Origin of the sequence: Streptomyces sp. Ag109_G2-15 (assembly GCF_900215565.1) — a bacterium.
In the GTDB taxonomy this organism is placed as follows: Bacteria; Actinomycetota; Actinomycetes; order Streptomycetales; family Streptomycetaceae; genus Streptomyces; species Streptomyces diastatochromogenes.
This window is the reverse complement of the sequence record NZ_OCNI01000001.1, coordinates 7,138,883-7,155,080: the sequence shown is the minus strand read 5'-3', so window position 1 is coordinate 7,155,080 and position 16,198 is coordinate 7,138,883. Positions and strand designations below refer to the sequence as shown.

Below are 16,198 nucleotides of genomic sequence, written 5' to 3'. Positions count from 1 at the left end.
GGAGGTGGGCCCGGCGGCCCACCCCCGCACGGCTCAACTGACGTTGAGCGCGGTGTCGTCCACGACGAACGACGTCTGGTACTTGGAGCCCTCGGTGCCGGTGAACTTGAGGGTGACGGTCTGCCCGGCGTAGCTGGTCAGGTTGAAGCTGCGCTGGGTGTAGCCGGAGGCGGCGTTGAGGTTCGAGTACGTCGCCAGGGTGCCGAGCACGGTGCCGGAGCTGTTGAGGACCTGGACCTTCAGGGTGTCGTAGGCCGTGCTGGTCGTGGTCTCCGCGGTGTCGACGTGGAGATAGAAGCTCAGCGTGGCCGTCGTGCAGGCGGACGGGATGGTCACCGCCTGGGAGAGGGTGTCGGTCGTGGCGGTCCCGGTGCCGTCGAGCCAGGCGTAGTACGAGCCGGAACGGGCGGACTCGCTGCTGGAGTTGGAGATGACGCCGCTGGTGGCGCTCCAGGTGGAGTTGCCGGACTCGAAGCCGTTGTTGCCGAGGAGCTGGGCGGCGGTGCAGGTGCCGGTGCCGCCGCCTCCCCCGCCGCTGGTGCCGGAACCGGCCAGCCAGGCGGTGGCGTTGAGGGCGAGCGCCGCGTTGGTGGCGCCGGAGTCGTTCCAGCCGTCGTACAGGGTGTTGCCGGACTGGCCGGTGCCGTCGTCGATCGGCGAGCTGTCGCCCCAGAAGGCGACGCGGCCGCTGCCGAAGGTGGACGTCAGGAAGAAGGCGCCGGTGTTGCCGGAGTAACCGGTGCGGTAGAGCAGGCCCTTGACGCCGGAGTTGTCGGCGGGCTTGAGCGTGGCGGTCGTGCCGCTGGCGATCAGGCTCTTGGTGACGGTGCCGAAGGAGCCGTGCAGGACCGGGTCGCTGCTGTCGCTGATCGCCGACGGGTAGTCGGAGCTGATGCTCAGCGAGTCGATGGAGAAGCCGAACGGGTCGGTGGAGTCGACGCTGTTGTTCGTCATCAGGTCGTTGAGGATCTCGACCGCGTCCTCGCCGTCGTTGTTGCGGTCGGCGCCGGTGTGGTCGGAGATCATGAACAGGCCGCCGCCGTTCTTCACGAAGTTCATGATCGCCGTCTTCTCGGCGGTCGTGAACAGCGTGTTGGGCTCGGGCAGGACCAGCGTGTCGAAGTTCGACAGGTCGGTGGTCGACGAGCCGCCGTAGCTGAGGCTGGAGCCCGACGGCAGCGTCTTCAGGCTGTAGCTGCCGGTCTTCTGCAGGTCGACGCCCCAGGAGGACAGGGCGCCGGTCCAGTCCGTCTCGGCGGACGGGGAGGAGTCCTGGCCGAGCGGGTCGGGCTGGCTGGTGGAGATGATCCAGTCCGCGTTGCCGGCCGTCTCGGCGTGGGCGTTGTCGAACAGGATCCGGTGCGTGGTGGCCGCGTGGGCGGGGGTGGCGCTGGTACCGACCTGCAGGGCTGCGGACGTGACGAGCAGCCCGAGCCCGGCCAGGGCGGTGGTGAATCTGCGGCGGGATCTCCTCGATCCGAGCATCCGGCGAACCTCCATGAGGGGTGGGGAGAGGCGGTGCGGGCGCCAAGTCTGCGCGCGTAGAACCGGCTTGAGGGTTCTACACGCGTCGATTGATTGAAAGGTACATGGCATGACGACCCGGTGAACAGAAAGTCCCGGCAATAAGCGGAGCGGAGTGCCTCCGGTTGGAGCGGGCACATGACACATCAGCGGGGAACGCGACGAAGAGGGGTGGACATGGAGATTTCAGGCCTCATCAGCGCCATCGTCATCGGGCTCGTCATCGGCGTGCTGGGCCGGCTGGTCGTGCCCGGGCGGCAGCACATCGGCGTCCTGTGGACCATCGTCGTCGGCATCGTGGCGGCGCTGCTGGGCTCGGCGATCGCCGCCGGGTTCGGGGTCGCGGACACCAAGGGGCCGGACTGGATCGAGTGGTTCATCCAGATCGCCCTCGCGGCGGCGGGGATCGCCGCTCTGGACCGGGCCCGGACCCGCCGCTGAGGGAGCACAGTTGAGGGGGCGTCAGCTCCCGTACAGATACGGCGTGGTGGTGCTCAGCGCGTGGAAGCCGAGGCGTTCCAGGATCGGGCGGCTCATGGGTGAGGCGTCGACCTGGAGGTAGCGGTATCCGTGGGCGGCGGCGACGCGGGCACGGTGGGCGACCAGGGCGCGGTAGATGCCCCGGCCCCGCCAGGTCTCGACGGTGCCGCCGCCCCACAGCCCGGCGAAGCGGGTGCCGGGCACCAGCTCCATGCGGGCGGCGCTGACCGGCTCGTCACCGGCGAGCGCGACCACGGCGACGACCGTGCCGGGGTCGGCGGCCAGCCGGGCGAGCAGCCGGTGACGCAACCGGCCGCCGTCGGTGCCGAAGGCCTGCTCATGCACGTCCACGACGAGGTCGACGCCGGCCGGATCGGTGGCCTGGACGAAGCGGATCCCCGCGGGCGGCTCGGCGTCCAGAGCGAGCCGGGCGACCTCGCCGATCAGGAGTGTCTCCTCGGGCTCGGCGCGGAATCCGGCGGCGGTCAGCCGGGAGCCGAGGTCCACCGGCTGGTCGTGGCCGTAGAGCTTCCACTCGAAGTCGCGGCCCAGTCCGGTGAAGTACGCGATCTGTTCGCCGATCGCCCGGTCCGCGGTCCCCGCGTCCAGCGTGGACCACACGACGCCGTTCCAGCCCTGCGCGTCGGTGACCTGGCGGACGACCGGGCCGGTCCGCTCGATCCGGGCTCCGGGCCCGTCGGGGCGTGCGCCCTCACGTATGTCCCGGTCGTACAGGGCGAGCACCGCGGCATGATCCATGCCCTCACTCCAGCATCCGCGCCCCCGACGGACAACGGAATTACCGGACGTCCGGGGCGACACCCTCCGGCCGTACCACGGACAGGTACGCGGTGAGCCGGTCGCGGTTGCGGGCCAGGCAGTCGATGCGGGCCTGGATGCGGTCGATGTGCGCCTGCAGCAGGGCCGCCGTCTGCGGGGTCACGCACTCGGCGGGCGGGTGCAGCTCCTCGGGCCCGGAGAGGTACGGCAGGATCGCGCGGATCATCTCGGTGGTGAGGCCCGAGTCGAGCAGGCCCCGGATCTGCTGGACGTCCGGGACGGCGGACTCGGGGTAGCTGCGGTAGCCGTTGTCGGCGCGGCCGGGATGGAGCAAGCCCTGTTCCTCGTAGTAGCGGAGCAGGCGGGTGGGTACGCCGGTGCGCCGGGACAGTTCGCCGATTCTCATCCCCGCCTCCGAAGCCACGCTTGCCCTCACACTGATGTCAAGGTTCGACCATGGTCGCATGTCCCTGTCTTCCCAGGTCAAGGGCGGTCCGCTGCCGTGGTCGGGGCTGCTGGCCCTGTCCTGTGCCGCCTTCACGGCCGTCCTGACCGAACTCCTGCCGGCGGGTCTGCTGCCCGCGATGGCACCCCGGCTGGGGGTGGCCGAGTCCCGGATCGGCTTCCTCGTCACCGCGTACGCGGCGGCCTCCTTCCTGGCGGCCGTACCGCTCACGACGGCCCTGCGCGGGCTGCCCCGGCGGCCGGTGCTGTGCGGCGCGTTGCTGGGGTTCGCGGTCAGCAACGCGCTCGTCGCGCTGTCGTCGTCGTACCCGCTCACCTTCGCGGCCCGGCTGCTCGCCGGGGCCATGGGCGGCACACTGTGGGCGATGCTCGTCGGCTACGCGGCCCGTATGGTGCCGGCCGCCCGGCGCGGCCGGGCCATCGCGGTGGTGCTCGCCGGGATCACCCTGGCCCTGGCGCTGGGCGTGCCCGCCGGTACGGCGCTGGCGGGTGCGGTGGGCTGGCGGGCGGCCTTCGGCTCGCTGGCCGTCCTCGCCGTACTGCTCGTGGTGTGGGTACGGCTGCGGGTGCCCGGCTTCCCCGGCGAACCCCCGCACGCGCGCGTGCCGCTCGTCCGGGTGGCCGTACGACCGGGGATCCGCCCGGTGCTGTGCGTGACGCTGTGTCTGCTGCTGGGGCACCAGGTGATGTACACGTACGTCGCCCCGTTCGCCGCCCACGCCGGGTACGGCCGTACGGGCGTGCTGTTCACGGTGTTCGGGTTGGCCACGGTGGCCGGGATCTGGCTCACCGGCGTCCTGGTCGACCGGCATCTGCGGCCCACGCTGCTCGCATCCCTGGCCCTGTTCGCCACGGTCCTGCTGGTGCTGGGACTCGGCTCCGGTGCGCACGCGGTGCTGGTCTGCGCCGTCGCCCTGTGGGGCGTGGCCTTCGGCGGGGCGCCGACGCTGATCCAGACCGCGCTGGTCGACGTCTCGGGCCCGGCCGGCGCCGATGTGGCGACCTCGCTGCAGACCACGGTGTACAACGCGGGGATCGCCGCGGGTTCGCTCACGGGCGGGGTGGCGCTGGACGCCCTGGGCGCCGGGGCGCTGCCCTGGACGGCGCTGCCCGCGGCCGTGCTGGCACTGGCCACGGTCACGGCGGGGCGCCGGCACGCCTTTCCGGCCGTACGCCACGGTGCGGCGCCGGACGGGAACCGGGTGGCTGTGTCACCCTCGGTGCCCGTGGCGTGCGGTGCCGGGGATCATGCTGCGAGGAGGTCGGTGTCCCATGGTGAAGGACAGTGAGCTGGGCTATCTGCGACGGTGCGTCGAGCTGGCGCGGGAGGCGCTGGATGCGGGCGACGAGCCCTTCGGCTCGGTGCTCGTGGCGGCGGACGGGACGGTCCTCGCCGAGGACCGCAACCGGGTGGCCTCCGGGGACCGCACCCGGCATCCGGAGTTCGAACTGGCCCGCTGGTCGGCCGCCCACCTCACGCCCGCGGAACGGGCCGCCGCCACCGTCTACACCTCGGGCGAGCACTGCCCGATGTGCGCGGCCGCGCACGCCTGGGTCGGACTCGGCCGCATCGTGTACGTCGTCTCGTCCGAACAACTCGGTTCCTGGCTGGCCGAGTTGGGCGTGCCCGCGGCGCCGGTGCGGGCGCTGCCCGTGCACGAGGTGGCCCCCGATGCGGCTGTCGAGGGACCGGTGCCCGAGCTGGTCGAGGAGGTGCGGGACCTCCACCGCCGCTGCCACGCACGCGGCCGTTGACCGGCGCTTCCGCGCAGACAGCCGTTGACCGGCGCCGGCCTCCTCAGCCGAGTTCGAGCGTGGCGACCCCGAAGATCCGCTCCCGGGCGTGCTCCCGGACCGGCCCGGTGTACATCCGCGCCGTCTCGAACGAGGCGCTGAAACCGGCCTCTTCGGCGAGCGCGACGCCGGCCGCGTTCGGTTCGGGGACGTCGATCGCGACCTCGCGGCCGGTGACGCCGGCGGTGAGCGCGGCGAACAGGGCCCGGGCGTCGTCGGCGGTGTCGGCGAAGAGGGGGCCGATGCGCAGGGTGTCCTGGCCGGGCCGGATCACGCCGTAGCCGGTGAGGCGGTCGCCGTCGTGGCGGACGTACGCGCGGTGGCCGGGGCCGGTGAGCCACTCGGCGAGGAAGCGCGGGCGGTCGGCCGGGGAGCAGGCGCTGTCGTAGGCGGTGACGGCGGGCAGGTCGGCGGGCCCGGCGGGACGGACGCCTTCGGGTGTCCGGCTCTGCGGCGCGGTGCCGGTGAAGCGGATGGTGCGGTAGGCGAGTTCGAAGCCGGACTGGCGGTAGTTGTCCTGCTGGGCGACGACTCCGTCCAGGCCGACGGTGCGGTTTCCGGCGTGGGCCAGGGCGGTCTTCCAGGTGGTGAGGCCGTGGCCGTGGCCGCGCAGGTCCGGGCGGACCAGGTAGCAGCCGAGGAAGGCGTAGTCGGAGCCGTAGTTCACGACGGAGATGGCCGACACCGGCTCACCCTCGATCCGGCCGAGGAAGAACCCGTCCGGGTCCTGGGCGAAGAAGGCCGGACCGTCGGACAGCCCGGGATTCCACCCCTCCGCCGCCGCCCACCCGCTGATCACCGGCCAGTCGGCGAGGGTGGCCTGCGTGACGACGAGGTCCTGGGGGGCCGGAGAGGTCATCGGTGCGCTCCATTCCGTGGGGGTCGGACGTGCTGGACGGCGCGGTCGGCGACCGCGCCCGCAGCATCCTTGCCGATCAACGCGGGCCGCGCCACGCGGGGTTCGGCCGTTGCGGGGTCGAACCGCGCTGCTGCGGGCGGAGTTGGAAACGCGCGCCGAACACGACCCGGGCCCCACGCCGTAGGCCCCACCGGGCCGGCGTCCGGCGGGGCTTATGGCGTGGGGGTCAGCGGTCGCGGCCTGGGCGGAACCGGCGGTACAGGACCGTGCCGGTGAGGAGGAAGACGGCGCTGCCGGCGACCACGGGGGCCGTCAGGTCGGTTCCGGTGTGGGCCAGGGTGGCCACGGGCGGCCGCGCGGCGGAGTGCGGGGTGGGCGGGTGGGTCCTGGTGGGGGCCGGCGGCTTCGGGGGCGGGGTCGGGTGGTCGCCGGGGTTGTTGGTGGAGTGGTTGCCCTGGGCCGGGTTGCCCACGCCGACCACGTCGACGGAGTTGCCGCTGACGTTCACCGGCAGGTGCACGGGGAGCTGGACGCCGTTGCCGGAGAGCACGCCGGGCGAGTCCTTCGTACCGCCCTGCGCCGATGCGCCGCCGGACGTCGACGAGGCGCCGGACGTCGACGAGGCGCCCTTGCCGGCACCGCCGCCGTTCGCGCAGGCGTTGCCCGCCGCGGGGTTGAGCAGCCCCACCACGTTCACGGTGTTGCCGCACACGTTCACCGGGACATGCACCGGGAGCTGGACGGTGTTGCCGGAGATCACTCCGGGCGAGCCGGCCGCCGAGCCGTCGGCGGCGGCGCCGTCGGCCGCGAAGGCGGCGGACACCGGCATCGCCACGGCCATCGCGCCGGAGGCGGCGACGACGGCGATCACCCCGTTTCGGGTAGCCCGTCTCATAGGTTTCCCTGCCTTCCAGACATCGTCGCGGGCACTCACCCGCACCCCAGAAAACGCAGGCGAACCATCCGAGTTATGGCTTATCGGTCTTTCACCCCGTCGAGTGACATGATCCTTCGAACCGCACGCAAAGTAATCGAATGATCATTGATCATGACGGAAGGCGCGAAGGGTAGATCATCGGACACCGTCCCGCTCGCCCGGAGGCGGCCCGCACAGGGCCCGCATATGGTGATCGGGGGCGCCCGCCCCGGTCCGCAGCGGGTGCGCCCTGGGAGGCGATCCATGCTGGTCAAGCTGTCCCCACGGCCCGCCGTGCGGCGCTGCGCGGGCGCCGGAGCCCTCACCCTGGCGCTGCTCGGCTCCGGGCTGCCCACGGCGGCCGCCGCCGACCAGCCGCAGCCGGAGCTGTCCCGCTTCTACCGGCAGAAGGTGTCCTGGGCGGGCTGCGCGGGCCCGGACATGCCCAAGGATCTCCAGTGCGCGAAGGTGACCGTCCCGATCGACTACGCGCACCCGGGCACGGGCACGCTCGACCTGGCGCTGGCCCGCTACCGGGCGACCGGCACGTCACGGGGCTCGGTGCTGCTCAACTTCGGCGGACCCGGCGGCGCGGGTATCCCCGAACTCGCCAGTGGCGGCAAGGAGTTCCTGGAGCTGACCAACGGCTACGACGTGGTCACCTTCGATCCGCGGGGCGTCGGCCGGTCCTCCCCCGTCAGCTGCGGGCAGGGCACGGAGGACGCCTCGGCGGCGATGGGCCTGAACGCCGACATCAGCCATCCCCAGGCCCTGCTCAAGAAGCTGCGGCGGGCCGCCGACCAGTGCGCCAGGCACTCCGGCCCGGTCCTGCGGCACATAGGCACCGTGAACGCCGCCCGGGACCTGGACGTCATCCGTCAGGCCCTCGGCGACAAGAAGCTCAACTACCTGGGCTTCTCCTACGGCACGCGGCTCGGCGCCGTGTACGCGGCAGAGTTCCCGCACAAGGTCGGCCGGATGACCCTGGACGGCGTGGACACCCTGACCGAGCCGCTGTCCGAGCAGGGGCTGGCGGGTGCCGAGGGACAGCAGACCGCGCTGGACGACTTCCTGGACTGGTGTACGACGGACCTCGGGTGTCCGTTCGGGCAGGACCGGCGTGCGGCCGGGGACCAGGTCGTCCAGCTGGTGCGCTCGCTCGACGAGAACCCGGTGCCCACGGACTTCGGCGGCACGTTCTCCGGCCAGGACCTGGTGGGCGCCATCGGGCAGGCCCTGTACAGCAAGGAGTTGTGGCCCACCCTGGAGCGTGCGCTCGTCTCGCTGGTCGAGGACGGCGACACCCGGCGGCTCCTCAGCCTCACCTCCGGCGGCGGTTTCGCCGTGCCAGTCCGGCAGGGCGGCGGGGGGAAGTCCCAGGACGGCGAGCGGCGGGGCAGCGGGCTCGTGGACGCCCAGGACGTCCCCGCGGACAACCTGCCGGCCGCGCTGATGGCGATCAACTGCGCGGATGATCCCGACCGGCCCACCGAAGCGCAGATCACCCGGGACCTGAAGGGTCTGCAGGCCGCCTACGACGAGGCCTCGCCGGTCTTCGGCCGCTTCCGGCTCACCCAGCTGCTGATGTGCTTCGGCCGCCCCAAGGGCACGAAGTTCATCCGCGACCAGGTCAAGAACGTCCACTCGGCCAAGATGCTGCTGGTGGGCACGCGCGGCGACCCGGCGACGCCGTACCGCTGGACCGAGGAGACGGCCCGGCGGCTCGGCCCGTCGGCCGTGGTGCTCGACAACAAGGGCGAGGGACACACCGGCTACTCGTCGTCCACCTGCGTGCACCGCAAGGTCATCGACTTCCTGCTGTACGGCACCCTGCCGCCGAGCGGCAGCTCCTGCCCGGCGGACGAGAACGACTGGAGCTCCACCGCGAAGACCACCCATTGATGACGGAAGCCGCGCAAACGGGTAACAGGCGCGATTCCGGAACAACCTCCCGGCCGGCCCGGACGTCACACTGGGCAGGCGCGCCTCGGCGCCGGACCGTACGTGACCGACAGGGGAACCCGCCATGCGCATCCGCGCCGCCATCGCCGTACCCGCCGTCTCCGCCGCCGCGGCGGCCCTGCTGCTCACCGCACCGCCGAGCCAGGCGGCCGTGGGGCACGCCAAGACCGCCCGCTGCGCGGAGAAGGCGCTGGTCCTCCGGGCGAAGGCCACGCCCGGCGACCCTTCCGTGGTGCGGGTCAGCGTGACCAACCGCGGCGCCCGGGCCTGCGTCGTCGACCGCGTGCCCACGGTCACCTTCGGTGACCTGGACGGGGCCGCGCTGCCGGTGCCGGAGGGCGGCAGCGGCACGTACCGGCTCGGGGCCGGAAAGAGCGCCTACGGAGCCGTACGCACCATCGCCGACCCGGCGGACCCCGAGGCCCGCCGGGTGGACGCGATCACCGTGGCCGCGTCGGCCTCCCAGTGGGGCCGCGCCTTCACGTCTGCGCAGCTCGGCAGCGGGAGCCACGTCCGGGTGTGGGAGCCGGTGACGACGTGGTGGCAGCCGACGGCGACGGCCGCGGACCGCGCGCTGGGCCTCGGCTGAGGGTCCGGCCTCTCAGCCTCGGCCGAGGAGCCGCACGCCCGGTCCTGGGGGCTCAGCTCAAGGTCAGTTCCGGGTTGTAGACGTCCAGCCACTGGGCGAGGTCGAGGGCGCGCTCCAGGCCGCGGCGGCCCACCTGGGTGCTGACGGGGGTGTCGCGATCGGCGGCCTGGCGGACCCGCTCTCGGTCGACCAGGTCGAAGACGGGGTGGGAGGGCCGGGTGAGGAGGTCCTTGACCTGGTCCTGCAGGGCGCGGGCGTAGCGCGGGTCCTGGGTGGACGGGTACGGGCTCTTGACCCGCTCGTACACCGACCGCGGCAGGAGGTCCGCCGTGGCCTCCCTGAGCAGGCTCTTCTCCCGGCCGTCGAAGGACTTCAGCGACCAGGGCGTGTTGTAGACGTACTCGACGAGCCGGTGGTCGCAGAACGGCACCCGGACCTCCAGGCCTACGGCCATGCTCATCCGGTCCTTGCGGTCGAGCAGGGCGCGGACGAAGCGGGTCAGGTGCAGGTGGCAGATCTGCCGCATCCGGTACTCGAAGTCGCTCTCGCCGTCCAGTCGGTGGATGGCGGAGACGGCGGTGCGGTAGCCGTCGGCGATGTACCCCTCCAGGTCCAGGGTCTTGGCCAGGTCGGGGCGCAGGACGTCGGTGTCGTCGCCGAAGTGGCGGCCGAAGTGCACCAGCCAGGGGAAGGTGTCGGCGCGGCGGACGTCCTCGTCGAAGAACTGCAGGTACCCGCCGAAGACCTCGTCGGCGGACTCGCCGGACAGGGCGACCGTGGACTGGTCGCGGATGGCGCGGAAGAGCAGCAGCAGCGAGGTGTCCATGTCGCCGAAGCCGGCCGGCAGGTCGCGGGCGCGGATCACCTTCTCCCGGACGGCCGGGTCGGCGAGAGCCTGGGCGTCGAGGACGATGTCCTGGTGGTCGGTGCGGGCGAGCCGGGCCACGTCGTGCACGAAGGGGGTGTCCGGGGTGCCGCGCAGTTCGTCGGCGACGAAGTTGTCGGCCTGCCCGACGAAGTCGACGGCGAAGCTGCGGACCTTCTCGCCGTGCTCGGCGAGCTGCCGGGCGGCGAGCGCGGTCATGGCGGAGGAGTCGAGGCCGCCGGAGAGCAGGGTGCAGCGCGGGACGTCGGCGACCAGCTGGCGGCGCACGATGTCGTCGAGGAGCGCGCGCACGGTGGCGATGGTGGTGTCACGGTCGTCGGTGTGCGGGCGGGTCTCAAGGCGCCAGTAGACCCGAGTGTGCAGACCCGTGCGGTCGACGGTGACGACGGTGCCGGGTTCGACCTCGTGCATGCCGTCCCAGACGGCGTGTCCCGGCGTCTTGACCAGGGTGAACAGCTCGCGCAGGCCGTCCAGGGCGACCCGGGGCCGGGCGAGCGGGTTGGCGAGGATCGCCTTGGGCTCGGAGCCGAACAGGACGCCGTCCGGGGTCGGGTGGTAGTAGAACGGCTTGATGCCCATGCGGTCGCGGATCATCACCAGCCGGCCGTGACGGCCGTCCCACACGGCGAAGGCGTACATGCCGTTCAGCCGCTCGGCGACGGCGTCGCCCCATTCCAGGTAGCCGTGGAGGACGACCTCGGTGTCGGAGTCGGTCGTGAACTCGTGACCGCGGTCCGTGAGTTCGCGGCGGAGTTCGGTGAAGTTGTACGTCTCCCCGGAGTAGACGAGGGCGACGGCTCCCTCGGGGGTGCGCACGGACATCGGCTGGCGGCCGCCGGGGAGGTCGATGATCGCGAGCCGGCGATGGCCCAGGGCGGCGGGGCCCTCGGCCCAGGTGCCCCGGTCGTCCGGGCCGCGGCAGGCCATCGTCTCGGTCATCGCATGCAATGCGGTGGACTCGGCGGTCAGGTCACGGTCGAAGGAGACCCATCCGGTGATGCCGCACATGCGCTACCTCCTGCCTCCGGCCCGCGGCCGTCCCCGTCGCTCACCTGCGCTTTCCGGGGTGGGCAGAAGGCGGCCGCCGAACCGGTTGTATCGAGCACCTATACGACGAGCCTCCGTCAGGCGCTCGCGACGGTCAACGCGGCCGTAACACGGACGGCCCACACTCCCCCACGGTTTCGGCCGCGTTTTGCCTACGCGAAATCGAAGGACCGCCGTGGCACCGGGCCGACGTGGCAGGAAACCGGCCACGGGCAAAAACTTCACCAAGCGGCTGGTGCGCTAGGCCTTCGCAGTCAGAAACCAGTCAAGCGCCGCGGTGAGTTCGGCCGGCTTCTCCACGGGCAGTTCATGGCCCGCGTCGATGATGCGCACGACCGCGTTCGGGTAGGCCTTCGCCATCCGGAGCATCTGCCGCACGGGCAGCTGGATGTCGTGGTAGCCGTGCACCATCAGGGTGGGCGTGGCGATCTCACCGGCGCGGTCGAGGACGTCGAAGGCCCGCATGGCGCCGTACAGGGTCATGACGACCTCACGCGGGGTGTCGGCGGAGGAGCGGATGTACTCCCGGACCTCCTCGCGCGGGTGGCCCGGGGCGAAGGCCCGCTGGATGTTGGTCGCGATGAACAGCTTGTACGGCACCAGGGTGGAGGCGCCCATGAGCAGGCCCCGGCCGCGGCTGTAGGTCATCCGCCCGATCGAGTTGACCAGCACCATCCGCTCCACCCGCTCGGCGTGGGAGAGGGCGATGGTCTGGGAGATCATCCCGCCCATGGAGTGGCCGACCAGCACGAACCGCTCCACCTCCAGGTGGTCGAGGAGGGCGAGGACGTCCCTCGCCAGCTCCGCGATCGTGCGCACCCCGGCCCCCGTGCTCTCCCCGTGCCCGCGCAGGTCCAGCCGGATCACCCGCCGGCCGGCGGAGAAGTGCGCCAGCTGGTGGTCCCAGCGGTGCCGGTTCGCGGTCCAGCCGTGGACGAACACCACGGGCACGTCGGCGCCGTCACGGGGGCCCTCGTCGTCGTACGTCAGTACGGCGCCGTCGACGTCGAGCTGCGGCATGGGGGCCTCCTGGGTGCGCTGCGGTTACTGCCCGGTACGGTAACCGGCCGCGCCGCCCTCCGTCACCGCCGTTCCCCGAGGAATTCGAGGATGTGACCGAAGACGTCGAGGGCGGCGCCCCGGCCCAGGAAGGTGTCCAGGTGACCGTAGCCCGGGATCTCGGTGTACGAGACGTCCAGCTGCGGCTGCCGGCGGGCCAGCACCTCGTGGCACAGCCGCTGCGAGTCCAGCCACAGCCCGTTCTCGCTGCCCGCGAGCAGCAGCACGGGGGTGTCGATACGGGCGGCCGCGTCCAGGGCGTTCGGCGGCAGCGCCCGGTAGCGGTGGTCGGTGTCGTGCCAGCGGACCACGCTGCGGGCCAGCTCGATCCGGCGCAGGTGGGGCAGGATCCACAGCGGGGCGGGTCCGAGCAGCTCGGCGAGCCGGTCGTGGGTGGTCTCGGCCAGGTTCTCGTGGACGAAGAGCGAGGCGCCGCTGCCCCAGGCCGAGTGGTGCAGGATCTGACAGGTCGGATCCGGGCAGCTCGCCTTGCGGGCGGCGAGTGCGAACAGCGGGGTGTACTTCGACCACAGCCCGACCTTGCGGAAGTCGACCGGGATGTGGTCGATCCTGCTCTTCAGCAACTCCCCCGCCACGGACATCCGCAGCGAGGTACGACCGGCCAACTTCGGCGTCAGGAAGACCCCTTGGGAGACCACGCCAGCCAGACCCGGCACCAGGCCGGCCGTCATGCTCAGCGACAGGGTGAGCGAGCCGATGCAGTGCGCGACCACGAACAGCGGCCGCTCGCCGATACGTTGACGTATATGAGCGACGGCCTCGGGGATGTCGTAGAGCGCCACGTCGTCGTAGGTGTACCGCCGGCCGGTCTCGTTGTACGGCAGCCGGCAGCTGCCCCGCCAGTCCAGCAGCCAGGGCTCGTAGCCGTCGTCGAGGAGGGCGTCGACGAGGTTGCGGGTCTCGGGCAGCAGGAACATGTCGGCGGAGGCGGTGTGCCCGTGCAGGAGCAGCACGGCGGGCCGGCCGGTGTCCCCGGTGTCGACGCGGGTCAGGCCGAGGCGGACGCCGTCGCTCGTGCGGAACGGGACCTCCTCGACGCGGGCCGGGTCGAGGCGGTGGCGCAGGGGGCGGAGGGCCGCGGTGGTGCGGACCCTGCGGAGCGCCGGCCGGGCCGTCCGGGAGGGGGTGGACCTGAAGATCATCGGTGGTGCTCCGTGAGGGTGGGGGTGCGGCGCAGGTCGAGAAGGTCCGCGGCGGCCCGGGCGAAGGGGGCGAGCAGGCCGCGGCCCATCTCCAGGCCGAACCAGGCGAGCCAGGTCAGCTTGGCGGCCCGCTTCTCCTGACCGGACAGGCGCGGGTCCACCTTGATGCCGTCGATCTGGTCGCGGACGTAGGAGTCGGCGGGTACGACGACCTCGCCGAGCAGACTCGCGGCCTCGCCCTCGCGGCCGATCTCCACGGTGAGCGCGCGGGTCTGCCGCCACAGGTCCCGGCGGGCCCGCGCGTACTTGCGGCCCTCCAGCCACCACAGACCGCCGTCCGCGTCGCGCAACCTCAGCCGGTAGCGCAGGAGTTGGTGGCGCAGGCCGTGCTGGAGCGGGATGCCCTCCTCGGGGCGGACCCAGACGTCGCCGCGCTCCACGGTGAGCGGTTCGGGATGGACCGCCGGGCAGGTGACCTCGCCCGTGACGTCGACCCGGCGCTCCTTGACCAGCTGGTACATGCTGGCGATGGACAGGGTGAGCGCCATCGAGCAGGGGGTCTCGGCGGCGGCTCCGACCGGGCCGACGGTGCCCTCGGTCGTCTCGGCGAACCAGAGGTAGGGCTGGTCGTCCTTGTGCGGAAGCCGGGCGAGGCCGTCGTCGGCGAGCTTCTCGAAGGTCTTCAGCTGGGCCTGGGCGTCGTACCGGGCGGCGGGCGGGAGGCCGAGGGCGGCGACCAGGGCGTCGGTGCGTTCGGCGTCGGCGGCGGGGCCCTGCAGGGTGGCCTCGCACAGCTTCAGCGCGGTGGGGCTCTGCAACACCCGGGAGAGGAAGCCGAGTTCGGGCACCGGCTCGGCCTCCAGACGGGCGAGGGCGTCGGTGCGCCACTCGTCCCAGTCCTGCACGCGGACGTGCATGCCGCCCAGGGCCATGTCCCGTACGACGTCGTCCAGGGTGTTGGGCACGCCGGTGAGGTTGTAGTCGAAGCCCCAGGCGTCGGGCTCGCAGATCGCGGCGACGGCGACCCGGCTGACCCAGTCCACCGGGGCCGCGTTGAGGTAGCGGAACGCCGGTACGGTGCGGAAGCGGCCGAAGGCGGAGATCAGGCCGCTGCTGAGGTCCTGCGGGTTGTACGCGCCGGTCCTGGTGTGGCCGCCGATACCGCCGGGGCGCAGTGCGGTGACGACGAGCCCGTGGTCGCGGGCGCGGCGCAGGGCGACCTCGGCGGCCCACTTGGACTGGTCGTAGCCGGAGATGAGCCGGTCGACGTGGGCGAGGGGATCGTCCTCGCCCATGGACGTGATGCCGACCTCGTTGAACACGGCGATGGACGAGATGTGGTGCAGCGGCTTGGGCCGGCCGGTCGCGGCCAGCTCGGCGAGGGTGAGCGCACCGAGGACGTTGCTGCCGCGCAGCGACTGGTAGCCGCGCAGGAAGTCCACGGCGGCCGCCACTCCGACGACGCTGTCGAGTTCGTGCGCGAGGGTGTGCCACTGCTCGTCGGTGAGGCCGAGGCGGGGGCGGCGGATGTCGCCGGGCAGCACGGTGATGCGCCGGCGTATCTCCGAGGACCACGGCAGCTTGTAACTGCGCAGCTGCGCGCCGAGCCGTTCCGTCGCGGCCGCCTCGCCGGCCGCGCGGACCAGGCAGTACACATGCGCGTCGCTGTGCCGCAGCAGGTCGAGCAGCATATGACTGCCGAGGAACCCGGTCGCACCGGTCAGCAGGATCCGGCGCGGCGGCAGGGGCTCGGGTACGTCGGCGAAGGGCAGCCGGTCGGCGAGGGCGAGGTCGGCCAGGATCTGGTCGAGGTCTTCCTGGCGGGCGCGGGAGTGGGGGGTGGTGGGGCGGTAGGGGTGGTGGGTGCGGGGGCTGGGGTGACGGGGAGGGTGTTGGGGGCAGGGGCGGGGGCGGTCAGGGGTGGGGACGTGGCCGCAGAGGGGGCGAGGTCCGTCGGCGAGGCCGGGGGCGCTGTGGTCGGGGAGAAGGCCGAGGCGGCGAAGGGCGTCGGCGCGGCCGAAGACTCCGCGGCCGACGGAGCTGCCGTGGCGGCGAAGGGTGCCGACCCGGCCGGTGATCCCGTGCCCCGGGAGACCGCCGGTGCGGCGAAGGGCACCGGTCCAACCGAGGACGCCGCAACCGAGGAAACCCCCGAGACAACGGAAGACGCAGCCCCGGCCGAGGCCGCCCCAACCGGCGAAGCTGCCCTGGCCGACGAGGCTGTCGATGCGGCGAGGGGCGTCGGCCCGGCCGATGATCCCGTGTCCCGGGACACCCCCGGCGCCTGCCCATCCCCCAGCAGCAGTAGCCACCTCCGGGCCAGACTGACCGGTCGGGCGTCCGCGAACACCTCGTCGAGGTCCACCTCGATGCCCAGCTCGCCCTCCAGTTCGGCGGCCAGCTCCACCGCGTCGACGGAGGTGCCGCCCGCGTCGAAGAAGTCGGCGTCGGGGGCCAGTTGGCCCGAGGGCAGGTGGCGGCCGGCCGCGGCGGCGATGGTGGCCGTCAGGCCCGCCAGGTCGGGCGTCGGGGCCGGGGCGGGCTCGGTGGCCGTCGCCCGTACCTTGGCCAGCAGGTCGGCCACGCCGAGTCCGCCGCCGCCCCGTTCGATCGACTCGGCGATCGCCCGCCGGCCGGCGTGGGCCGGCTCCTCGTTCACGTCACGCATGAGAGC

15 protein-coding genes are annotated in these 16,198 nt (G+C 72.6%); 5 read left to right on the top strand and 10 right to left on the bottom strand.

The genetic code is table 11. The annotated features are described in order from the left end of the window. Positions 1-33 precede the first annotated feature (33 nt). Complete coding sequence (locus CRP49_RS32185) at positions 34-1,485, bottom strand: hydrolase (protein ID WP_097256506.1); 1,452 nt, start codon at positions 1,483-1,485, stop codon at positions 34-36. A 216-nt stretch (positions 1,486-1,701) separates the two neighbouring features. Between CRP49_RS32185 and CRP49_RS32180 the strand changes: the two genes are divergently transcribed. Beyond that, a complete protein-coding gene (locus CRP49_RS32180) occupies positions 1,702-1,965 on the top strand; it encodes a GlsB/YeaQ/YmgE family stress response membrane protein (protein ID WP_097257653.1) in 264 nt (87 codons plus the stop codon). Positions 1,966-1,986: 21 nt separating this feature from the next. Here the strand turns inward: CRP49_RS32180 and CRP49_RS32175 are convergent, their stop codons facing one another. Together CRP49_RS32175 and CRP49_RS32170 are read right to left on the bottom strand one after the other, a co-directional pair. Further along, positions 1,987-2,763, bottom strand: a complete 777-nt coding sequence (locus CRP49_RS32175; protein WP_097256505.1) for a GNAT family N-acetyltransferase — start codon at positions 2,761-2,763, stop codon at positions 1,987-1,989. Between the two features lie 40 nt (positions 2,764-2,803). After that, positions 2,804-3,190 (bottom strand): MerR family transcriptional regulator, encoded by a 387-nt coding sequence (locus tag CRP49_RS32170; protein WP_097256504.1) that lies wholly within the window; start codon positions 3,188-3,190, stop codon positions 2,804-2,806. Between the two features lie 58 nt (positions 3,191-3,248). Between CRP49_RS32170 and CRP49_RS32165 the strand changes: the two genes are divergently transcribed. After that, a complete protein-coding gene (locus CRP49_RS32165; protein ID WP_097256503.1) occupies positions 3,249-4,538 on the top strand; it encodes an MFS transporter in 1,290 nt (429 codons plus the stop codon). Beyond that, complete coding sequence (locus tag CRP49_RS32160) at positions 4,522-5,004, top strand: nucleoside deaminase (protein WP_097256502.1); 483 nt, start codon at positions 4,522-4,524, stop codon at positions 5,002-5,004. Before CRP49_RS32165 ends, CRP49_RS32160 begins: the two co-directional genes overlap by 17 nt. A gap of 43 nt (positions 5,005-5,047) precedes the next feature. Here the strand turns inward: CRP49_RS32160 and CRP49_RS32155 are convergent, their stop codons facing one another. Both CRP49_RS32155 and CRP49_RS48890 read right to left on the bottom strand, forming a co-directional pair. After that, entirely contained in the window at positions 5,048-5,902 is an 855-nt protein-coding gene (locus CRP49_RS32155) for a GNAT family N-acetyltransferase (RefSeq protein ID WP_097256501.1), read from the bottom strand. A gap of 226 nt (positions 5,903-6,128) precedes the next feature. Further along, the gene (locus CRP49_RS48890) at positions 6,129-6,773 is read right to left on the bottom strand and encodes a chaplin (protein WP_097256500.1); all 645 of its coding nucleotides are present in this window, start codon (positions 6,771-6,773) and stop codon (positions 6,129-6,131) included. 309 nt (positions 6,774-7,082) lie between these two features. Here CRP49_RS48890 and CRP49_RS32145 point away from each other — a divergent pair, with 309 nt between their 5' ends. Next, complete coding sequence (locus tag CRP49_RS32145; protein WP_097256499.1) at positions 7,083-8,720, top strand: alpha/beta hydrolase; 1,638 nt, start codon at positions 7,083-7,085, stop codon at positions 8,718-8,720. A gap of 124 nt (positions 8,721-8,844) precedes the next feature. Further along, positions 8,845-9,369 (top strand): DUF4232 domain-containing protein, encoded by a 525-nt coding sequence (locus CRP49_RS32140; RefSeq protein WP_097256498.1) that lies wholly within the window; start codon positions 8,845-8,847, stop codon positions 9,367-9,369. A gap of 52 nt (positions 9,370-9,421) precedes the next feature. On the opposite strand, the gene asnB is transcribed toward CRP49_RS32140, so the two are convergent. The 5 genes from asnB to CRP49_RS48150 form a co-directional block, all read right to left on the bottom strand. Next, positions 9,422-11,263 carry an asparagine synthase (glutamine-hydrolyzing) gene (asnB, locus tag CRP49_RS32135; protein WP_097256497.1) on the bottom strand — a complete coding sequence of 614 codons (1,842 nt, stop codon included), beginning with the start codon at positions 11,261-11,263 and terminating at the stop codon, positions 9,422-9,424. A 279-nt stretch (positions 11,264-11,542) separates the two neighbouring features. Beyond that, complete coding sequence (locus tag CRP49_RS32130) at positions 11,543-12,322, bottom strand: alpha/beta fold hydrolase (RefSeq protein WP_097256496.1); 780 nt, start codon at positions 12,320-12,322, stop codon at positions 11,543-11,545. 62 nt (positions 12,323-12,384) lie between these two features. After that, positions 12,385-13,524 carry an alpha/beta hydrolase gene (locus CRP49_RS32125; RefSeq protein WP_097256495.1) on the bottom strand — a complete coding sequence of 380 codons (1,140 nt, stop codon included), beginning with the start codon at positions 13,522-13,524 and terminating at the stop codon, positions 12,385-12,387. After that, positions 13,521-15,215, bottom strand: coding sequence for a thioester reductase domain-containing protein (locus tag CRP49_RS32120; protein ID WP_257033558.1), 1,695 nt, complete (start codon positions 15,213-15,215; stop codon positions 13,521-13,523). The genes CRP49_RS32125 and CRP49_RS32120 overlap by 4 nt, the downstream gene beginning before the upstream one ends. Before the next feature lie 29 nt (positions 15,216-15,244). Next, the gene (locus tag CRP49_RS48150) at positions 15,245-16,192 is read right to left on the bottom strand and encodes an acyl carrier protein (protein ID WP_257033557.1); all 948 of its coding nucleotides are present in this window, start codon (positions 16,190-16,192) and stop codon (positions 15,245-15,247) included. Between the last annotated feature and the right edge of the window lie 6 nt (positions 16,193-16,198).

Bases quoted from the DNA above. Each gene is read 5' to 3' on its own strand.
- CRP49_RS32185 (WP_097256506.1), bottom strand. From the start codon at position 1,485: ATGCTCGGATCGAGGAGATCCCGCCGCAGATTCACCACCGCCCTGGCC.
- CRP49_RS32180 (WP_097257653.1), top strand. From the start codon at position 1,702: ATGGAGATTTCAGGCCTCATCAGCGCCATCGTCATCGGGCTCGTCATC.
- CRP49_RS32175 (WP_097256505.1), bottom strand. From the start codon at position 2,763: ATGGATCATGCCGCGGTGCTCGCCCTGTACGACCGGGACATACGTGAG.
- CRP49_RS32170 (WP_097256504.1), bottom strand. From the start codon at position 3,190: ATGAGAATCGGCGAACTGTCCCGGCGCACCGGCGTACCCACCCGCCTG.
- CRP49_RS32165 (WP_097256503.1), top strand. From the start codon at position 3,249: ATGTCCCTGTCTTCCCAGGTCAAGGGCGGTCCGCTGCCGTGGTCGGGG.
- CRP49_RS32160 (WP_097256502.1), top strand. From the start codon at position 4,522: ATGGTGAAGGACAGTGAGCTGGGCTATCTGCGACGGTGCGTCGAGCTG.
- CRP49_RS32155 (WP_097256501.1), bottom strand. From the start codon at position 5,902: ATGACCTCTCCGGCCCCCCAGGACCTCGTCGTCACGCAGGCCACCCTC.
- CRP49_RS32145 (WP_097256499.1), top strand. From the start codon at position 7,083: ATGCTGGTCAAGCTGTCCCCACGGCCCGCCGTGCGGCGCTGCGCGGGC.
- CRP49_RS32140 (WP_097256498.1), top strand. From the start codon at position 8,845: ATGCGCATCCGCGCCGCCATCGCCGTACCCGCCGTCTCCGCCGCCGCG.
- asnB (WP_097256497.1), bottom strand. From the start codon at position 11,263: ATGTGCGGCATCACCGGATGGGTCTCCTTCGACCGTGACCTGACCGCC.
- CRP49_RS32130 (WP_097256496.1), bottom strand. From the start codon at position 12,322: ATGCCGCAGCTCGACGTCGACGGCGCCGTACTGACGTACGACGACGAG.
- CRP49_RS32125 (WP_097256495.1), bottom strand. From the start codon at position 13,524: ATGATCTTCAGGTCCACCCCCTCCCGGACGGCCCGGCCGGCGCTCCGC.
- CRP49_RS32120 (WP_257033558.1), bottom strand. From the start codon at position 15,215: ATGCTGCTCGACCTGCTGCGGCACAGCGACGCGCATGTGTACTGCCTG.
- CRP49_RS48150 (WP_257033557.1), bottom strand. From the start codon at position 16,192: ATGCGTGACGTGAACGAGGAGCCGGCCCACGCCGGCCGGCGGGCGATC.